The sequence below is a fragment of the Marivita sp. genome (assembly GCF_020055635.1).
Classification (GTDB): domain Bacteria; phylum Pseudomonadota; class Alphaproteobacteria; order Rhodobacterales; family Rhodobacteraceae; genus Marivita.
Genome location: NZ_JAIPUT010000014.1, coordinates 36,956 through 56,979, shown reverse-complemented (window position 1 = coordinate 56,979; position 20,024 = coordinate 36,956). Strand labels below are relative to the sequence as shown.

General features: G+C 59.8%; 10 protein-coding genes. 7 read left to right on the top strand and 3 right to left on the bottom strand.

Going from position 1 to position 20,024, the window contains the following annotated elements; genetic code table 11:
* Positions 1-33 precede the first annotated feature (33 nt).
* From LCF60_RS09205 to LCF60_RS09195, 3 genes are all read left to right on the top strand, one after another.
* On the top strand, positions 34-1,713 hold the full coding sequence (locus tag LCF60_RS09205) for a bifunctional protein tyrosine phosphatase family protein/NAD(P)/FAD-dependent oxidoreductase (protein WP_292291302.1): 1,680 nt from the start codon (positions 34-36) through the stop codon (positions 1,711-1,713).
* Between the two features lie 87 nt (positions 1,714-1,800).
* Positions 1,801-3,540 (top strand): sulfate permease, encoded by a 1,740-nt coding sequence (gene sulP / locus LCF60_RS09200; protein WP_292291300.1) that lies wholly within the window; start codon positions 1,801-1,803, stop codon positions 3,538-3,540.
* Positions 3,541-3,582: 42 nt separating this feature from the next.
* Positions 3,583-4,557, top strand: a complete 975-nt coding sequence (locus LCF60_RS09195) for an SLAC1 anion channel family protein (RefSeq protein WP_292291299.1) — start codon at positions 3,583-3,585, stop codon at positions 4,555-4,557.
* A gap of 9 nt (positions 4,558-4,566) precedes the next feature.
* On the opposite strand, the gene LCF60_RS09190 is transcribed toward LCF60_RS09195, so the two are convergent.
* The 3 genes from LCF60_RS09190 to LCF60_RS09180 form a co-directional block, all read right to left on the bottom strand.
* Positions 4,567-4,887, bottom strand: coding sequence for a cytochrome c (locus LCF60_RS09190; protein ID WP_292291298.1), 321 nt, complete (start codon positions 4,885-4,887; stop codon positions 4,567-4,569).
* Between the two features lie 104 nt (positions 4,888-4,991).
* Positions 4,992-5,738: a flavodoxin family protein gene (locus LCF60_RS09185; protein WP_292291297.1), complete on the bottom strand. Its 747-nt coding sequence runs from the start codon at positions 5,736-5,738 to the stop codon at positions 4,992-4,994.
* A 214-nt stretch (positions 5,739-5,952) separates the two neighbouring features.
* On the bottom strand, positions 5,953-6,798 hold the full coding sequence (locus tag LCF60_RS09180) for a DUF305 domain-containing protein (RefSeq protein WP_292291296.1): 846 nt from the start codon (positions 6,796-6,798) through the stop codon (positions 5,953-5,955).
* A 235-nt stretch (positions 6,799-7,033) separates the two neighbouring features.
* Between LCF60_RS09180 and LCF60_RS09175 the strand changes: the two genes are divergently transcribed.
* From LCF60_RS09175 to LCF60_RS09160, 4 genes are all read left to right on the top strand, one after another.
* Positions 7,034-7,306 carry a GlsB/YeaQ/YmgE family stress response membrane protein gene (locus tag LCF60_RS09175; protein WP_292291295.1) on the top strand — a complete coding sequence of 91 codons (273 nt, stop codon included), beginning with the start codon at positions 7,034-7,036 and terminating at the stop codon, positions 7,304-7,306.
* Between the two features lie 809 nt (positions 7,307-8,115).
* Positions 8,116-10,677: a right-handed parallel beta-helix repeat-containing protein gene (locus tag LCF60_RS09170; RefSeq protein ID WP_292291294.1), complete on the top strand. Its 2,562-nt coding sequence runs from the start codon at positions 8,116-8,118 to the stop codon at positions 10,675-10,677.
* Between the two features lie 699 nt (positions 10,678-11,376).
* Positions 11,377-12,195: a sulfotransferase gene (locus LCF60_RS09165; protein WP_292291293.1), complete on the top strand. Its 819-nt coding sequence runs from the start codon at positions 11,377-11,379 to the stop codon at positions 12,193-12,195.
* Between the two features lie 355 nt (positions 12,196-12,550).
* Positions 12,551-19,723 (top strand): PQQ-dependent sugar dehydrogenase, encoded by a 7,173-nt coding sequence (locus tag LCF60_RS09160; RefSeq protein ID WP_292291292.1) that lies wholly within the window; start codon positions 12,551-12,553, stop codon positions 19,721-19,723.
* The last annotated feature ends 301 nt before the right edge of the window (positions 19,724-20,024 follow it).

Genomic DNA, 20,024 nt, shown 5'->3' with positions numbered 1-20,024 from the left:
CCCCGCAACGCGTAGCCAGGTGAGACCCTTCCCATGCAACTCAACAAGATCAACGATGCGCTCACCGTCAGCCCGCAAATCGCGGCCGATGACATTGCTGCGCTGAAAGAGGCCGGGTTCCGGTCGATCATCTGCAACCGTCCCGATGGCGAGGGATCGGATCAGCCGACCCACGAGGAAATCGAGGCGGCAGCCAAGGCGGCCGGTCTCGAGATGCGCTATCTGCCGGTGCAGACCGGTCTGGTGCAGGACGCGGATGCGGTGGCTTTCGGCGCGGCAATGCGCGACCTGCCGGGGCCTGTGCTCGCCTATTGCCGGTCGGGTACGCGGTCGGCGACGCTCTGGTCGCTGAGCCAGGCGAAAACCCTGCCGATGGCCGAGATCCTCGGGGCGACACAGGCGGCGGGCTATGACATGAACGGTGTCGCGCGGCGCATCGCCAATGGCGGCAAGACGCCGACCGATACCGGCGATGCAAAATTCGACGTGGTGATCGTCGGCGGTGGGGCAGGCGGCGTGTCCGTTGCGGCGAGCCTCAAGGCCCGCAAGCCGGGGCTGTCGGTGGCGATCCTCGACCCGGCGGACATTCACTACTACCAGCCCGGCTGGACGATGGTCGGCGGCGGCATTTTTGATCCTCAGGACACCGCCAAGACGATGGCGTCGCTGATCCCTCAGGGTGTGCATTGGATCAAGTCCGCCGTGGCCGCGTTCGAGCCGGAAAACAACGCGGTGATCCTCGATGGCTGCCGCGTGGTGAAATATGACCGGCTGGTTGTCTGTCCGGGCCTCAAGCTCGATTGGGACAAGATCGACGGGCTGGAGGAAACCCTTGGCCGCAATGGGGTGACGTCGAATTACCGCTACGACCTGGCGCCCTATACGTGGGAACTGGTCCGCAACCTCAAGCAGGGCCGGGCGCTCTTTACCCAACCGCCGATGCCGATCAAATGCGCCGGTGCGCCGCAAAAGGCGATGTATCTGTCGGGCGACGCGTGGTTCCGTAACGGGGCGCTGAAAAACATCGACATCCAGTTCATGAACGCGGGAGGCGTGCTCTTCGGGGTCAAGGACTATGTCCCGGCGCTGATGGAGTATGTCCGCAAATACGACGCCACCCTGAATTTCTTCCACACCCTGATTGCCGTGGATGGCCCGGCGAAAAAGGCGACCTTTGCGGTCAACGCGCCGGATGGAGCCCCCACAACAGTCGAAGTGGAATTCGACATGCTGCATGTCTGTCCGCCCCAGACTGCGCCCGATTTCATCCGGGTTTCGCCGCTGGCCGATGCGGCGGGCTGGGTCGACGTGGACCAAGCCACCCTGCGCCACACGCGGTATGACAACATCTGGTCGCTGGGCGATGTGATGAACGCGCCCAATGCCAAGACCGCCGCCGCCGCGCGCAAGCAGGCGCCGACCGTCGCGGACAACATCGTCGCCGATATCCGCGGCCGGTCTGCGGTTGCACAGTATGACGGCTATGGCTCGTGTCCGCTGACGGTCGAACGCGGCAAGATCGTGCTGGCCGAATTCGGCTATGGCGGGACACTCCTGCCAAGCTTTCCAAGCTACCTGATCGACGGAACCAAGCCATCGCGCGCGGCGTGGTTCCTCAAGGAAAAGCTGCTGCCGCCGATCTACTGGAAGGCAATGCTCAAGGGCAAGGAATGGTTGGCCAAGCCTGAAAAGCTCAAGGTCGCGGCCGAGTAACCTGTCTCTTGCGGCCGGTGCGCGCCGCACAATCCTTACGTCGGACAGGGCCACGCGGCTCTGTCCGCGTTCAATTCGAGAAGACCCATGCTCAACCATCTTCGCGGCTACTTTCCGATCCTCGACTGGGGGCGGAGCTATGACCGGAACGCGTTTTCCAATGACATGATCGCGGCGGTGATCGTGACGATCATGCTGATCCCGCAATCGCTGGCCTATGCTCTGCTGGCGGGACTGCCGCCCGAGGCGGGGATCTATGCGTCGATCGCGCCGATCATTCTCTACGCGGTCTTCGGCACCAGCCGCGCGCTGGCCGTGGGGCCGGTGGCGGTGGTGTCGCTGCTGACCGCATCCGCCGTGGGGCAGGTGGCCGAGCAGGGGACAGCCGGCTATGCCGTGGCAGCCTTGACGCTGGCCTTCCTGTCGGGTGGGTTCCTGGTGCTGCTGGGGGTGCTGCGACTGGGCTTTCTGGCGAACTTCCTCAGCCATCCGGTGATCGCGGGCTTCATCACCGCGTCGGGCATCCTGATCGCGTTCAGCCAGTTGAAGCACCTGCTGGGGATCACAGCGCATGGTCATACATTGCCGCAGGTTATCGGGTCGCTCTGGGCGCATGTCGGCGACATCAATCTCCTGACCGTGCTCATCGGCGGGCTGGCGACGGCGTTCCTGTTCTGGGTGCGCAAGGGGCTCAAGCCGCTCTTGCGTCGGCTTGGCGCGTCGCCAAGGATTGCCGACGTGCTGACCAAGGCGGGTCCGGTGGCGGCCGTTGCCGTGACGACGCTGTCGGTCTGGCTGTTCGGTCTGAACGATCGGGGCGTGTCCATCGTGGGGGAGGTGCCGCAGGGTCTGCCGCCGCTCACGCTGCCGGGATTGTCGCCGGATCTGGTTGGCCAGTTGCTGATGCCCGCGATCCTGATTTCGATCATCGGCTTCGTGGAATCCGTGTCCGTCGCCCAGACGCTTGCCGCCAAGAAGCGCCAGAGGATCGACCCCGATCAGGAACTGATCGGTCTGGGTGCCGCCAATATCGGCGCGGCCTTTACCGGCGGCTACCCGGTCACGGGGGGCTTTGCCCGGTCGGTCGTCAACTATGACGCAGGCGCCGAAACACCCGCCGCGGGGGCCTTCACGGCTGTAGGACTGGCCATTGCGGCGGTGGCGCTGACGCCGCTGGTCTATTACCTGCCCACCGCGACACTGGCCGCGACCATCGTCGTTGCGGTACTGAGCCTTGTCGATTTCTCGATCCTCAAGAAGACCTGGGGCTATTCCAGGGCCGATTTCACCGCCGTCGCCGCAACCATCGTGCTGACCCTGGTCATGGGCGTCGAGGTGGGGGTTGCATCCGGTGTCGGCATTTCGATTCTGCTGCATCTCTACAAGACCTCGCGCCCGCACGTGGCCGAGATCGGGCTGGTGCCCGGCACCCAGCATTTTCGCAACATTCACCGCCACGAGGTCCAGACCGATCCGGCGGTCCTCAGCCTGCGGGTCGACGAAAGCCTCTATTTCGTGAACGCACGCTTTCTCGAGGACCTCGTGCAGTCGCGCGTGTCCGAAGGCTCCGACATCAAGGATGTGATCCTGATGTTCTCGGCGGTGAACGAGGTGGATTTTTCCGCGCTCGAAAGCCTCGAGGCGATCAATCAGCGCTTGACCGAACTGGGCATCGGGTTGCACCTGTCCGAGGTCAAGGGGCCAGTGATGGACCGATTGCAGGAAACGCATTTCCTGCGGGATCTGAATGGAAGGGTTTTCCTGTCGCAATATGATGCGTGGAAGGCCCTCGCCGGATCCGCCGTGGTGCCGGATGTGGCAGAGTAAGGGACGCCTCTGTCTGCAAGGACATGCCGAAAGGAACAGGACATGACGCAAACAACAGCCGAGCAATCCGCCGAGATCCCGCATACCCGACTGGAGCATTTTCCGGTTGCGTTCTTCAGCGCCGTCATGGGGCTTCTGGGGACGGCCCTGGCGCTCGAGGTCGCGGGGCTGGTTCAGGCGGGGCAGATCGTGGCCGGCCTTGCGGCATGTGTCTTTGTCCTGCAACTGGCCTTCTACGGCGCCAAGGCTGTTCGCCATCCGGGCGCGGTCGCGGCAGAGTGGAACCATCCGATCAAGCTGGCCTTCTTTCCGGCCGTCAGCATCTCGCTGCTACTGGGGGCGGTGGTGCTCGGGGCGTCGGCTCCGGGCCTCGCGACGCTGATCTGGGCGGTCGGAGCGGTCTTGCAGGCCATCCTGACGCTGGCCATCGTGACCAGCTGGATCAGCCATCGCGGCTTTGGCGTCGGGCAGATGTCGCCGGCATGGTTCATCCCCGCCGTGGGCAATGTCGTCGCGCCGGTGGCGGGGGTGAGCCTCGGGTTCGTCGATGCCAGCTGGTATTTCTTTTCGCTGGGCGTGCTGTTCTGGATCATCCTGCTGACGCTGGTGTTCAACCGCCTGGTGTTTCATGAACCCCTGCCGGGCAAGCTGCGTCCGACTCTCACGATCCTGATCGCCCCTCCGGCGGTGGCCTTTCTGGCCTGGCTGCAACTGAACGGCGGCGTTCTGGATGCGCCGGCGCGTGTGTTCTACAATCTTGGCCTGTTCTTCACCGCCCTGGTGCTGTTGCAGGTGCGCGGCCTGATCCGGTTGCCCTTTGCGCTTTCGTTCTGGGCGCTGTCCTTCCCCATTGCGGCCATGACCATCGCGTCGTTCCGCTATGCCGCGCTGTCGGGGTCGGAGGTGTTTCTTGCCATCGGATGGGGGCTGCTGGTCCTGTTGTGCGGGATCATCGCCGGGTTGGTCTGGCGCACGTCGCTGGCGATCCTGCGGGGCGAGATCTGCCAGCCGGAATAGGCGTGTCGTTCACTTCTCGAGCGACACGATATACGCCACCATGTCGTCGATATTTCCGCCGATCATGTACTCGGCATAGCGCGGCATGCTGGCATGGATGGGCTGCACGATCCGCTGCCTGATCTGGTCTGCCGACCGGTACCGCGCAATCGCCGCAAGACTCGGCGGATCAAGTTTGAACCGGCCGTCTGCGCCCACATCGTGACAGGCCACGCAGTATTCCTCGGCAATGTCGCGCCCCATCGTCACCGATCCCTCCTGCGCAAGAGCGGGCGCCGCGATCCCGAGGCTTGCGAGGGTCGCCAGGGCAAGGGTGCGAAACGATGACATTGATGGCGTCCTGGGCTGGATGCGGCCTGACTGCGGCCCGTATTGCACCATGATTGCGCATTTCAGGTGCCCGGTCGACAAGAACCTGGTATTTCGGGCCGGTCTCAGCTCCGGTGCTCGGGATTTTCGTAATCGAACCGGCACCCGGCCGACCAGGCGTTGCGGTCGTTGCCGTGGTTCGGGATGCCACCTGCATCCTTGAGCATCCGGGACATGTGCATCAGGTTCCAGGTCATGATCGTCGCGTTGCGCTGTGTGAATTCGTTGTCGAAGCCGGCACCGTCGTCGCCATAGCTCGGGCCCGGCCCGGCCTCGCCGATCCAGCCGCAATCGGCCTGTGGCGGAATCACGAAGCCCAGATGCGACAGCGAATAAAGCACGTTCTGGGCCACGTGCTTGATCCCGTCCTCGTTGCCCGTGACCACGACACCGCCGGTCTTGCCGTAAAAGACCGACTGCCCCTTGTCGTTGAGTTCACCCGACATCGCGTAAAGCCGTTCGATCAAGAGCCGACAGACCGAGGATTGCTCGCCAAGCCAGATCGGTGTGCCGATGACCAGGATATCCGCCGCGTCGACCTTGCGCCACAGATCGGGCCACTCGTCACGCTCCCAGCCTTCCTCGCGCATGTCGGGCTGGACGCCAAAGGCGACATCGTGGGCGGTCATCCGGATGTCCTCCACGGCGATGCCGCTCTTGCGCATGATCTCGGCCACGCTGCCCATCAGAAGCGAGGTGTGCGACGGCTGGTCGGGATGTTTTAGGGTGCAGTTGAAGAAGACGGCCCGGAGGTCGGAGAAGTCGGTGGTGTTCTGATCGCACAGGGCGGCTTGTTTGTCGTTCAGGTCCATCGGTTCCTCTTCGTCAGCGGACTCATGTGCGGGCGGACATGCCCCGTTCAGGGAAACCTCGGGAAAATCGTTTTGTTCCGATGGTGCACAGGCTGTTTCCAGCTTTGACTTCGGGGACGACCGGTTTGGACATCAAGCGCCGCCGGATGCTGCGGCCGCATCTCGTGACGGAATCGGTCGGCCGCACGGTCTGCATGCCAAGGCTGCGCCGAGGTCAGATATCGCAGTCGTAAAAGCCGCGGTAGCCGACGGTCAGCCCTTGTTCGAGCGCAAAGATCAGTTCGGCACTGCCGCGCCAGTCGGCTTCGGCAACGTCGCGGACGGTCATCGTGACGCCCGGTGCAGCCCAGATCCGCTCATCGGTGTCCTGACGGTCAAGCGGCACGATGATGCCGTTGAGGTTCATCAGGCCGCCCTCGGGGTTGGTCCACAGGACAGGATCCTCGCCCTCGACGCGTCGGAACCCGCAATCGAGCGCCCCGGTTTCGGCGCGGTCCGGAAGGTCCGAAAGCGCCAGCGGCGCGGGGTCAAGCGTGGCGAGGAGCGTGTTGTTCAGCGCCTCTTCGAGTGTGCCGATTTCGGCTGGCGGGTCCTGGTAGATCGCGGTGGTTTCGTCCGCGTCCTCGATGTCGGCCACAAGGTAGCGCATCTCCGAGATCTCGCGGTTCTGTGCCAGAACGATCTCGTGCGCGAGCTTCTCGACCCGGGCATCTGTCAGTTCGGCGCGCGAGGATGTCATGATCGCGATCGAATGGTGCGGGATCATCGCGCTCATGAAGGAGCGGTCCTGCACGGTCTGCTGGCTGCGCACGAGCCAGAGCGCGGCGGCGAAGACGATGACCGATCCTGCGAAGATCGCCGCGTTGATCGCGCGGCTGGAATACATCGACAGCATGTAGCCAAGCATGATGACCGCCATCGTCGCGCCCATCAGGAGGGCCATGTAGACCCGTGTTTCGGACCAGAACAGGTGTTCCAGAGCGTAGGTGTTCAGGTACATCAGGCCGAACATCACGACCGTCGAGGTCGCGATCATTGCTGCGAACCGCCAATAGGACATGAAGATCTCCTCTGAATCTGTTGCACACCGCAACTGCCAAAGATCAACGGCAAAGCAATGCGCAAGTTCCGGGCAGGGCGAACACGCAGCGTGAAGACCCAATGGACAGGAGTGCCCCAGCGGCGCGTCGCAGCGAATGCCGCTTGCAGAGCCATGCAGCCGAGGCTTTGCAAAACGCTCCCGTTGTGAGACGCTCGTCCATGCCCGTGGCACGGTCTGAACAAGGGAGAGCGGCATGGAGGAATTTCTACAGGCACTTGGAACGGTCGGGCTGATCTTTCTTCTGTTGATCGGCGCGCTGGCCGGGCTGCTCGCGTCTGCGGTGCAGGGCGGTCGCAACAAGCCGCGCAACATGGCCATCGGTGTCGTTGGCGCGTTGCTGGTTCCGTTTCTGGCAGCGCTGGTCGCAACGAGCATCGTGGCGGCGGGCGGTCTGCTGTTGATCCTGTTTCTGGCGTTGGTCGGTGCCGTGGTGGTTCTGCTGGTCGCGGAACTGATTTCCCGCTAAGCGGCACGGCTTGGCCCGACTTGCCGACCGACAGGGCTATTGCCGGATCGGTGTCCGGGCAAAAGCACGCCGCGACAGGCACGTCTGAGGCTCTGCTAACAGGCGCGGGTCAGCGAAGCCCGGATTCTCCAGGGGTCTGTCTGAGGCTGTCGCACGGGCTGTGTGCTCTTGTCGATCCCGAGCCAATTTCGGATGGATTCCGAAAAGTATTGAAAAGTTACAATATTTAAATCTGGCAATCATGATTTTATCTTTTGCAGCTTGAGCGCCTTGGAAATCCTGTGATGACCTGAGGCACGCACCGGCTCCTAGTTGCTCCCTTTACACAAAGTCGACACGCTAAATATGGTGGCCTGCTTGGTGCGGTGAAGCAAGATATTGAACAATCTGTGCCGTTCAATGCGTCAACATGTCACATAAGGTCTTGTTTAGTGCCCGCCGTCCGTCCGGTTGGCGAAAAGCTGCGCGCAGGTAGCATTTCCTCGCCGAGAGATGGGCGCATGAACGATATCGCCTCGTTATAAACAATAAATCAACATATTGAGCCTCAAGAAAAACCACACTCACGCGAACAATACCACAAGCACTAAAATTGTTCCTGCAAGAAGGATAATCCTGTCGTGTCCACACTTGTCGTCTCTGCCGGCTTTGCGCCCGGTGAATTGTCTGAAACTAAGTTTAAAGACATACAATCGGCCATTGATGCTGCGCAGCCAGGAGACACGATCCGTGTCATGGCCGGTAATTACAAACCTTTCGATGTCAATGTATCCGGAACCGCTGACGCGCCCATTCGAATTCTGGCGGATATGGGAAATGATCATCTCGTCACGATCAATGGTGCCGGTACGAATGAGCGGTGCCTGATCAAGGTCATCGGTCAAAGCCATATCGAGGTGTCAGGGTTCCTGATCAAGAATGCTCCTGAAATCGGGATTCATGTCCAAGGCTCCGAAGAGGGGTCCGAGAACATAAAGATCACCAACAATACCGTCGATACGACAGGTGGCGCGGGAATTCTGATTGCCGGCCAACCCTTCCACATGCTGACCGACGTGGAAGAATACCGGTTGTTCGATGTTGTGATCGACGGAAACACCGTCACCAAGACCAATCTCGATAACGGCGTTAGCGAAGCCATTTCTCTTGGCGCGGGTGTCGATGGTTTTGCGATCACGAACAACCATGTCTTCAACACGCTTCAGTACGGTATTGACGCGAAGGCGGGGGCCACCAATGGCGTGATCAAGTCAAACCTTGTTCATGGCATTGAAAAATATGGTATTTATCTTGACAGTGGAAACAGGACTGTCTCGAATATCGACGTTTCATCGAACGTGGTTTACGATGCGACACTAGGTGTTGTCGTGGCGCGGGAATCGCAAATAGACGCCGACAAGACTCATATCGAGAACATCCGCATTTTCGACAATCATATCTATGACATCCAGAAAAGTGGGGTCATGCTGCATCGCCACAAGTTCGACATGGGCTTGGGCACGTTCACCGGCGTGGATATCTATTCAAATCACATTCATGACGTCGGGGCTTATGGCATCCGGATCGGTGGGATTGCCGATTTCGCCAAGGATCTCGGTGTTTCCGGAAACACGATCTATCGCGCGAATTCCGGTGAGATTTGGGAAAATGTCGGAGATATCCTTTTTGTTCAGAATGACGGAAAGGTCATTCAGGGCAACGATTACGGCAAGACCGACTACAGCGGGGATCGGATCGTCGGAACGAACGGCAATGATCGCATTACCGAGTCGAACCTGCTGTCCAACCCCAACTACGGAAAGGAAAATTTCGTTTTCGGAGGCGGCGGAAACGATTGGATAGAAGGCACCTACAAGGCAGACCATCTTCTCGGTGGCGATGGGGCTGACACTCTGATTGGCGGAAACTCCGAGGATATCCTTGTCGGTGGGGACGGAAATGACGAAGTCTTTGGAAATGACGGCAACGATTATGTCGATGGCGGCCTTGGGAACGATTTGCTGTTCGGAGGCGACGGCCAAGACCTTCTGATCGGGCGGCAGGGCAATGACACTCTCGACGGCGGTGAAGGCGCGGATACCCTTGAAGGGGGCACAGGCGTCGACCAGCTGTTCGGCGACAACGGCAACGACAAGCTCGACGGGAACGCGGACAACGATTTCCTGTGGGGTGGTGCCGGGATCGACACGCTGTCCGGCGGCACCGGCGATGACAATCTGCGCGGTGGTCTTGGTGATGACAGGCTTTTCGGCGACGCCGGTGACGACACGCTGTTCGGAGAGCAAGGACAGGACATGCTCAAGGGCGGCGAAGGCGACGACAACCTTTGGGGCGGTGACGATGATGACGTCCTGTTCGGTGACGAAGGCAACGACAAGCTCGGTGGCGGCGCTGGCAACGATAACCTTTGGGGGGATATCGGGAATGACACCATATGGGGTGGAAACGGCAGTGACACGCTTCACGGCGAAGACGGAAATGACCGCCTGAACGGCGGAACTCAGTCCGACAAGGTTTATGGTGGCAACGGCGATGACACCCTGTCCGGCAACGCCGGCAACGATCTGCTCAAGGGCGGTGACGGCAACGATCGCCTGTATGGTGGCACCGAAGACGATGTGCTTTTCGGTGAAGACGGGCACGACAGCGTCTGGGGAGGGGGTGGCGATGACAACCTTCAGGGTGGCCGGGGCAACGATGTCATGATGGGCGGATCCGGAAACGATACGCTTGATGGCGGCGACGGGAACGATGGTCTGCACGGAAACTACGGTGCCGATGTGATCCACGGTGATGAAGGTGACGACAATATCACGGGTGGTGACGGCAACGACCAGTTGATGGGCGACAATGGCAACGACACTGTCGATGGAATGGAGGGCGCAGACAGCATCTGGGGCGGAAACGGCGATGATGTCCTGTCCGGCGGCGCCGGAAACGACCGGCTTGGCGGAAACTCGGGCAGCGACCGTTTGATGGGCGATGCCGGGAATGACTACCTAGAAGGTGGCGATGGAAACGACACGATCCTCGGCGGGGATGGCGCGGATGACATCTTCGGGGGCACCGGTTCCAACGTCGTGAATGGCGGCGGTGACGCGGACACGTTGTACCTGGCCAAAGGTTCCGATGAGGTCCAGTTCGAACGCGGCGGCGGGTTCGATACCTTGTACGGCTTCTCTCTCGCGAATGACACGCTTTCGCTCGATCAGAGCCTGTGGGGCGGCGGACTCTCGGCAAGACAAGTCGTGGAAGAATTCGGCAACATGAACAATGGCAGCCTGACCTTGAACTTCGGTGATGGCGATGCGGTTCTCCTTCATGGGATAAGCAATACGACGGGTGTGATCGGCGTGATCGATTTCATGTGAACCGTCAAAAAGGTGGAGCAGAACGCTGCTCCACCTCGTTATATTCAAATTCGCTTCGGCCCAGAAAATCGAATTGACTGATTTCCTGGGGAGGCCCTGAAGAATACAATCGCTCGGCAAAGTGACAAATTGATCGGTTCGCCAACTTCATGCAGATCGGATTCGTGCCATCGTCTGCTAATATGCTGAGAGCCCGCCCGAGGTGTATCCGACACTGCGTTTCTCTATTGGGTTGAGCAAGGTCCGCGGGCGAGACCTTGTTGCCTTTTGAATCCATAGCGCCTTGGGCTTGAGAACTGTTATCGTCTGGGTTGTGGGTCGGGCGAAATGCAACGCCAGCGTGCTGTTAAAACCGCGATCAAGCCTTCGCGTTCAAGGTGAGGCAGCGAATATTTCGCCGGAATTTTAGGCGGAACAGCGCCATTTCACGCGCGAGGCCGCGCATCCGCGAGGAGTTTGCATGTTTATGTTGTCCTTTCACGGTGGATGGAGTGAAACTGACGCGACAACAATCAAGATTTTTGCAAGCCGGATACCATTCGCATGAAAAGCTACGCCATAGAGTCCTGAGGAGTGTGAGTCCCGCGTCACTCTGAGTGCTGCCGGTGTGCCTTGTGGAACTTTGTCATAGCTTGCTCAGGCCAAGAATGATATTCATATGAAAAGTTATTTAAGCCCCAAGATATAAGAAGTGACACCATGACGTTACCCACTGCTCTGGTCATTGGTCCGATGAAAGCAGGCACCAGTTGGATTTATCAGTACCTTCTCACGCGTCAGGATGTCTGTTTGCCGGCTGGAATAAAAGAAACATTCTATTTTGATCGATACGCGAGTCGCGGAGACGAGTGGTACCGCAAGCATTTCTCTCATTACGATCCAAGCTGCCACAAGGTCATCGTCGAAGTTGCGCCAACCTTGTTTCACAGTTCCGACGCTCCCGGACGTATCCGCACGAGCCTTGGAACCGTTCCGCTCATCGTCACACTTCGCGATCCGATCAAGCGGGCTTGGTCGCATTACATGCATCTCCAGCGCAAAGGTTTCACCCGGAAGGATCTGACTTCGGCACTGGAGCATTTCCCCGAGATCCTGGATGCGAGCCTGTTCGATGCGCAGTTGGAACGCTGGTGCTCAGAGATGCCGGGATCGCCGCTGACAGTTCTGCGTCTCGAAGACCTCATCGCGGATCGCGAGGCTTACACACAGGCGTTGTGCGAAGCTCTCGATCTGCCGTTTCAACAGGCTCCCGAGCATCTGGGCGAAACGAATGCAGGGGGTATCCCTCCGTCGTTTCTGGTTGCCAAATTGGGGCGTCAGGCTGCGGATATCATCCGCTGGGGCGGGGGATACAGGATTGTCAACTTCGCGAAAAAGGTGGGCCTCAAGGACATTTTCTTCGGAGCGAACGGCGCACAACGCATAAAGCCCACGGAGGACGAGATTGCTTTGCTTGCCGAAAGGTTGAACGAACAGATTGCATGGAAGGAAAGGCTCTACAGGTCGCCCGAGGCTTGACCCTGATGAAGTTGCGCCGTGCGGACGACACTCAGAACCTAAACAGGTATTTCATAAAAATCTTTCGATTTTGTAACGGTTTGTGATCCGTCTCGGGCTCTTTTGCGAATCAGTATTTGTGCCGCAATGGAAAAAATCGGGCCAATTTAAGGCAGATTGGCGGCGCAGTAGCCGCAAAAGGTTAACAAACCGTCTACATTCTTGACTCGCGTTGGTGATTGATTGCCTATTGGTCTGATATTTTAGACAGGCGGCTTTTATGTTTTCTTTGATTTCGTCTTTCCAAGGTCCCAATGGGACTTCGAACATTTTCAATCCCACCTCCCTGCAATTCGGGCCGGACGGACGACTCTACGTGTCGCAGCAGAACGGCGTCATCCGCGCCGTCACCGTCGAGAAGCAGACCGACGGTTCCTGGTCCGCGATCGCTGCCGAAACGCTTCAATTGCCGGATGGCAGCGCGGTTGTCAGAACGATTGCGAACCATGACGACAGCGGGGTGATCGACACCTCGATCATAAGCCGGCAGGTGACGGGAATCGTGACGGCCGGAACGGCCGAAAACCCGGCTCTCTATGTCACGTCTTCCGACCCGCGCATCGCCGAGAACGAAGACAAGAACCTCGACACCAATTCGGGGGTTCTAACCAAGGTCACCTGGAACGGCGCGGAATGGGAGGCCGTCGACCTGATTCGCGGCTTGCCGCGCTCGGAAGAGAACCATTCCAACAACGGCATGGTGATCGACCCGGTTTCAGGCATGATGTACATGGCCGTCGGCGGCAACACCAACAACGGCGCACCATCGCAATTCTTTGCGTATACCGCCGAATACGCGCTGTCGGCGGTGGTTCTCGAAATCGATCTGCCAGCGCTTGAGGCAATGCCGGTCCTGACGGATCCGAACGGCGGCCGCACCGGGCCACGCGATTACGTGTACGATCTTCCAACGCTGGATGACCCGAACGTTCCGAATGACGGTGTGCGCGAAGATGCGAACGGAATGGATGTCACGGGACCATGGGGTGGCAATGACGGGCTCAACCAGGCCATCCTGCCGGCGGACGCGCCCATTCGGATCTATGCCGATGGCCTTCGCAACAATTACGATCTGGCGCTGACCGCGGATGGCAGGCTCTATACGGTGGACAACGGCTCCAACCCGAGCATTGGGGGCGATCCGATCCCGGTGAACGGAGAAGCATCGAACCTGCCCAACAATGGCGGGGTCGGGGCTGGTGAGCCGCTGTTCCTGCTGGAAGATGGCGGCTACTACGGCCATCCCAACCCGACCCGCGCCAACCAGGATCAAGGCTGGATCGTCTATGACGACACCGGCGCGCCGGATGCGTCTCTGGCGGTCAACACGGTTCCGGACATATCCGACCTTGTTCCGGCCGGTGTGGCGATCCCGGACGGATTCCTGATCGACCCGTCGCGGTTTACGGGCGATCCAGCGCGCCTCGCGGAAAGCGGCGTGCGCGTCTATTATGATGATCCTGCCTCTCCGGCGCTCGAGGTGATCGGGTCCTCGTCGAACGGTCTGATCGAATATACGGGCCCCGGCGACTTGAACGGCGATTTGCTGGTTGTGCAGTTCAACGGCACCATCGGGCGCCTCGTGCTCAATCCGGATGGCACTGCCGATTACGAGACCGTCGAAGGTCTCTCAGGTCTGTCCCTCGGTCTTGATCTGACCATGGGGCCAGATGGTTCCATCTGGGTGGCCGAACTTGGTGCAAACCAGATCAAGGTCTTCGCTCCGGGCACTTCAGGCGTCAATCTCGATCTCGACAATGACGGGTTGGACAACGCGATCGACCCTTTCATGCGCGACCCGGACAATGGGCTGGCAACCGCGCTGGCACCCGGCGGTTCCCTGGTCTGGGATTTCGACCCTGACCAGGATGGCAACCTGACCGGCCCCAGCGGCTTTGGTGGCGGTCTCACCGGGGTGATGATCGACGGCGTGACCGATTTCGAGGCTTTCCTGATTTCACCGTCGACGCTTCCGTTCCAGAACGTGAAGCTGGACAACGTGAAGTTCGTGACCGCCGCGGGCGGTGGCACCACGATTGTCGAATATGTGTCCAACGGCGATCCGCTGCTGGCCGAGAACCAAGCGGAATACGTGTTCCAGACCGGGATGACGATTGATCCGGGTGTCGCGGTCTTTGATGTTGTCTGGTCGATGTACAATCCGGCAACCGAATGGACCGAGGATTCGCTCCAGCAGATCGGCGGGTACCTGGGACCAGGCGATCAGGACAATTATCTCAAGGTGGTCGCCACGGCCCAGAATGGCGGGTCGATCCAGGTCCTGCTCGAAGACAACGGGCTTCTGGTCTCGGATACGAGCCTGTCTGCGCCGGGCCTCCTGACAGGTGCCACGACGGACAAGATCACCGTCACGATGCGGGTGGACACGGTCGCAGAAACCGTGGTGCCGACAGTGAGCTACGATCTTCCTGACGGCAGCGAGACCGAACTGACGCTCGAACCGGTCAACCTGTCCGGCACAGCGGTGCTGGACACCATCCTTGGAAATGTGACCGTCAACGGAGCGCAGACAGGTCTGGCCGCCGGACTCCTGTCGACCAATTCCGGCGTCGATCCGGCGCAGACCTTCCAGGCGGTGTTCGACGACATCACGGTGACCGATGTAACGCCCCCCGATCCGGGTTCCGCAGTTCTGCAAATCATGCCGAATTTCAACAACGTGAAGGCGTCCAACTTCAATCCGAACGCCTTCATGCTGACCAATACCGGTGGCAAGGACATCGTCAGCGTGACGCTTGATGTTTCCACCGCCTTGTACAATGACTCCGTCTTCGACCCCGAGGGGCTTGCAGGGGACAGAACGTTCAAGCCCCTGACGATAGATACCGACGGCGGCACCGGGATTTCCGACCCGACCAGCTACAACCCTTATATCGGCCTTGGTGGAATATCGGGCTATACAGGATTGTTGCTCGATTTCGATGCAGCCTTGAACGGCGGTTTCCAACCCGGCGAGATGCTTGGCTTTTCGATCGACATGGATCCCAACTCCGTTGCCGGTTCTTGGAAAGGCCTGCTAGACAATGGAAGCAGCCCCTCCTGGGATGTCGGCGGCATCTCGGGCGCCGAACTGATCGGCTCGACCTTCACGGTCACATTTGCGGATGGAAACACGGCAACCGGTGCTCTGATCGGTACGAACACACAAGCCGGTTCGCACGGGATCGCCACCGAGGAAACGAGCAGCACCGAGGCGGTCCTCACTGTCGACGGGCTCTCGGCCGGAAGCGCCGCGACCTATGAAGAACCGCCTGTCGTGATCGTCGATGGTCCCGCCGGCGAGACTGTCCGCGTGGTCATGACCAAAGGCTTTATCCAGCCCCAGGAAAACCTGTTCTACGGTGGCACGCCCCAGCAACAATCCTATGCGCCGCAGCTCGACGCGCAGCTGGCCGCTTTGGCGGACTCGAGCTTTCCAGCCAACAATGCGGTGGAATTCCAGACCGTCGACGTGGTGCTCACGGGGACGCCGCAGGACATTTCCGGCCTGTTCACCTTCGACAACGTCGCCGATTTCGATTTCCCCGGAGAAGACAAGCTGCCCCTTGGCTTTGCTGCCGCGGTGATCGATCCGGCGAACGGCAATCTGCCCAAAGGCCCCGTCACCTCCTCGATCTACCTGACGCCGGTCGGGACCTTCGCAATCGACGATGCCTTCAATGTCATCGAAGATGGCCAGGCAATGAAACTCGCCGTCCTGGCGAATGATGAAAACGCCGCCGAGCTTGCGATATCCTCGGTGGGAACAGCGCTGAATGGCAGTGTGTCGCTTGTCGACGGCGAAGTCGTCTATACGCCGGACCCGGACTATGCCGGCCCGGACAGCTTTACCTACACGGCAGAGGATTCGCTTGGCCTTCGGTCCAGCGCGACGGTGACGCTTGATGTTCAGCGGTCCCACGAACAGCCGCAATCGACAATCGACAGCCGTATTGCCCCCGAGCTCAGCCCGTCTGGCGTCGAGTTCATCGTCTCGCGATATGTCGAGTTGCCGAGCAACCGGATGAATTCCTTCGATACATTCGGCGACCGTATCTTCGTGTCCACCGAAGGCGGCACGACCCATGACGGCAAGGTGTTCGAGATCGTTCGCAATCCGGACGGGAGCGTCGTCTCCGAGCTGTTTTTCGACGCAGGGGCCGCATTTGCCGCTGCGGGCATTCCCGAGCCCAAGGAATTCGGAGGGCAGGGCGGTCTGAGATCCATTGCTTTCCATCCGGATTTCGACACCAACGGCAAGTTCTACGTTTCCGTGGTCGTCGACCGTCCGTCCGACACGACCGGGCTGACCTATATCACCGACTTTGCCGAGACCACCGACACCGACAGTCTGCTTGTCGAATTCACCGCGAACCTGGCGACAGGCATCATCGACCCGGCAAGCTACCGGGAAGTCGCGCGCGTGGCGTTGCCTCAACAGGCCAATCACCCGATCAAGCAGATCGAGTTCAATCCGCATGCCGAACCGGGCGATGCCGACTACGGCCTGCTGTATGTGTCGATGGGGGATGGCACCGGCAACGGGTTCAACATCATCCGCAACGCCGGTCAGAACAACGACGCACTGGGCAAGATGCTGCGGATCGACCCGTTGGAGCAGACAAACGGAGACCCCTACGGCATTCCGGATGACAACCCGTTCGTCGGTAATCCGTCGATGCTTGACGAAGTATATGCGCTCGGTCTGCGCAACGAGCATACGTTCTCCTTTTACGAGGCTGCGGACGGCACCGATTACCTGATCGCGACGGGGGTCGGTTACGACAATATCGACGAGGTCAATATCATCCAAGCTGGTGACAACCTCGGCTGGGGGCTGCGCGAAGGCCCCTTCGTGACCGGCGGACCGTTCGGCACGGGCGCGGGCAACACGACCGGGATGGATCCGTTGCCTGCCGATGACTGGACGAACGGCTACCGGTATCCGGCGGCCTTCGTCGCCCATGATGCGCCGATCGGCCAGCGTGGCGATGTCTTCCAGGCCCTGTCCGGCGGCTTTGTCGTGACCAACGGAAGCGACCTTGACGGTCAGTTCGTGTTCGGCGATTTCTCGCAAAGCAGCCGACTGTACCATGTTCCGATTGCCGAGCTTCTTGCGGCCAAGACGTCGCTGGAGTCGAACGAAACCCCGGACCTGCTGTCCTGGGCCACGCCGTCGGAAGTCACGCTTTACGAGAATGTCGATTTCGACACCGCGACCACCCCGGAAATCCGCGCGAGTTTCGCAGAGATCGTGAACAACCTGCGGTCGGACGTGCGCTGGGGCGAAGGGCCGGAAGGTCAGATCTTCATTACCAACAAGTATGACGGCTGGGTCTATATCGTCGAGAATTCGGTGGCCGGTGACTATGTGCCGCCGACCAACCTGGCCGCACCGGACAACACCATCAGCGAACTGCTGATCTTCAACGGACATGCCTATGTCCACGCCGAATCCGGGCAGACTTGGGAAGAGGCAAACGCCACCGCGACAGCCATGGGTGGTCATCTCGTCACGATCGAAAGCGCCGTCGAGAACGCTGCGGTGACAACGGCCTTCGTCGCAAACAACCCTGTCTGGCTTGGTCTGAACGACACCGCCAACGAAGGCACCTTCGTGAATTCCTCCGGGAGCCCGGCAAGCTATTTCAACTGGTTGCCCGGTCAGCCGGACAATGGGGCCGGTGGTCTGGAGCAGGACAATGCGGCCATCGTGTCAAACACCGGACAATGGGACGATGCGACAAACGACGGCGGGCAGTTCTTCGACACGGCCCTGACCTCCGGGTTCACCAATCAGACGGTTGTCGAGTTTGACTTCCTGCTCAGGGCGAATGACGACCCGTTCAATATTGATGCAGGCCAGACCGCAGAGGCCATCGCATTCGGATCGGCCCTGGGGCTTTTCGGCAACGACATATTCTTCGGTCAGGATCCGGCCATCATCGAGGTGAATGGCCAGCAACTGACCGGCGCTGCCGGAGCCCAGCCCGAGATCAGCCTGGCCGGCTCGAACGGGGGCATTTTCACGATCACGGCCGAGGGCGGCATGGTGTTCGAAAGCGGGTCCGATTTCGACACGCTCGCGCTGGGCGAAACGCGTGTCTCGGAAGTGACCTATACCGCGCGGATCGACACCGGCGAGACGTCGACGGCGACGGTGTCCGTAGAGGTCGCTGGCGTCGCCCCATCCGAGATCCGCTTTGGCGACAGCACCTATGTGCTGGGAACGCCGGGATTGACCTGGACCCAGGCGAAAGCCGAGGCCGAGGGGCTGGGCGGTATTCTTCTTGAAATCGACAGCGCGGCGGAAAACCAGTTCATCGTCGACACGTTCCTTGATGGCAATCCCATCTGGCTCGGGTTCAACGACGTGGCCACGGAAGGCACCTTTGTCGGTGTCGACGGAACGCCGATCACCTTTACCAACTGGGTTGCAGGGTCGCCGGACGATGGCGGCGGCTTTGGTCAGGACCTCAGCGCGCTTGCAACTGTCGGCGGCAAATGGACCGATGCGCGAGACGGGTTCGGTTGGTTCTACGACGGCGTGTCGTGGTCCGGAGGCTACGTCAACCAGACCATCATCGAGTTTGCCGATGACGGTGGCTCCGTCGGCCTCACACTCGCGCCCGACACGCTCGAGACGACCGTCGGAAGTGTGGACAGCGTAAACGTTCTCGACAACGATATCGGAACGGGGCTGACCGTCACCCAGGTCGGCAACAGAACGACCCTGACCGCTGACGGGGGGTACTGGGTCCCCGGCGGCGGCGGCGGCAATTTCTGGATCAGCCCGGCTGGCACCGCGTTCTTCTACCAGGGCGGGGCATTCGATGCGCTTCCCGCAGGGCAGACAGCCCTGTCTTCCGTCAATTATGTCGTCACCGACAACCAGGGAAACATGGCCTCCGCCACACTGACGGCTGAAATCATGTCGCCCGACGCTCAGCCGCCGGGGAATGACTTCCCGGCCCTTCCGGATACTCTTGAACAGCCACTTGGTGGCGCGCGGGCCTCTGTCAACGTGCTCATGAATGACGAGGGCTTGGATCTGTCCGTAATTCAGGTCGGCAGCAGAACCACGCTGACAGCCGACGGCGGCTATTGGGTGCCGGGTGACAACGGCGGCAATTTCTGGATCAGCCCGGTTGGCACGGCCTTTTTCTATACCGGAAGCGCATTCGATTCACTTGGTTCGGGGGAATCGGCGTCTTCGGCAGTCAGCTATATCGCGATGGACGCTGAGGGCCTGATGGCCACTGCAACGGTCACCGCGGTCGTGACAGCGCCGGAAATCGTTCAAACCAGCCAGGCAACGTCTACCGGTGGCAATGTCAATTGGTTCGAATCTTCGATCTTGCTCGAGACCACGCATGAAAGCGGCACTCAGGAGAGTGAGGTTCAGGATATCCCGCTATATGCAGAAGGAGAAGATTTGTCGGTCTCGACAACCGGCGGGACAGGCGGTGTACAGGACATCTATCTCTGAATGGCAATACAAGAAGGGCGGAATATTTCGGCTTGTACGCCGGTGGTGCTTGGCTCGACAGGATCTTCTTATGGGGAAATAAAGCTGATAAAACGTGCGTTGATGAGGTAATTGGTGTCGCACCTTCGCGAATATTTCAACAAACGGTGACTTTTCGAGGTATGATTATGTCTGACACGTTGCCGTAGCGCAGCGAGGTCAAGTTGAAGACAAGGCAATCTGGCAGCCCTTCATTTGATTTCGCGGGTAGTCAGAAATTTGAAGTGTGACGAGTTATTTTATAAAGAAGGCTTTTCAGATC

What these genes read in the sequence shown, in the direction of transcription:
- LCF60_RS09205 (WP_292291302.1), top strand. Translation starts at nt 34, where the DNA reads ATGCAACTCAACAAGATCAACGATGCGCTCACCGTCAGCCCGCAAATC.
- sulP (WP_292291300.1), top strand. Translation starts at nt 1,801, where the DNA reads ATGCTCAACCATCTTCGCGGCTACTTTCCGATCCTCGACTGGGGGCGG.
- LCF60_RS09195 (WP_292291299.1), top strand. Translation starts at nt 3,583, where the DNA reads ATGACGCAAACAACAGCCGAGCAATCCGCCGAGATCCCGCATACCCGA.
- LCF60_RS09190 (WP_292291298.1), bottom strand. Translation starts at nt 4,887, where the DNA reads ATGTCATCGTTTCGCACCCTTGCCCTGGCGACCCTCGCAAGCCTCGGG.
- LCF60_RS09185 (WP_292291297.1), bottom strand. Translation starts at nt 5,738, where the DNA reads ATGGACCTGAACGACAAACAAGCCGCCCTGTGCGATCAGAACACCACC.
- LCF60_RS09180 (WP_292291296.1), bottom strand. Translation starts at nt 6,798, where the DNA reads ATGTCCTATTGGCGGTTCGCAGCAATGATCGCGACCTCGACGGTCGTG.
- LCF60_RS09175 (WP_292291295.1), top strand. Translation starts at nt 7,034, where the DNA reads ATGGAGGAATTTCTACAGGCACTTGGAACGGTCGGGCTGATCTTTCTT.
- LCF60_RS09170 (WP_292291294.1), top strand. Translation starts at nt 8,116, where the DNA reads ATGGGAAATGATCATCTCGTCACGATCAATGGTGCCGGTACGAATGAG.
- LCF60_RS09165 (WP_292291293.1), top strand. Translation starts at nt 11,377, where the DNA reads ATGACGTTACCCACTGCTCTGGTCATTGGTCCGATGAAAGCAGGCACC.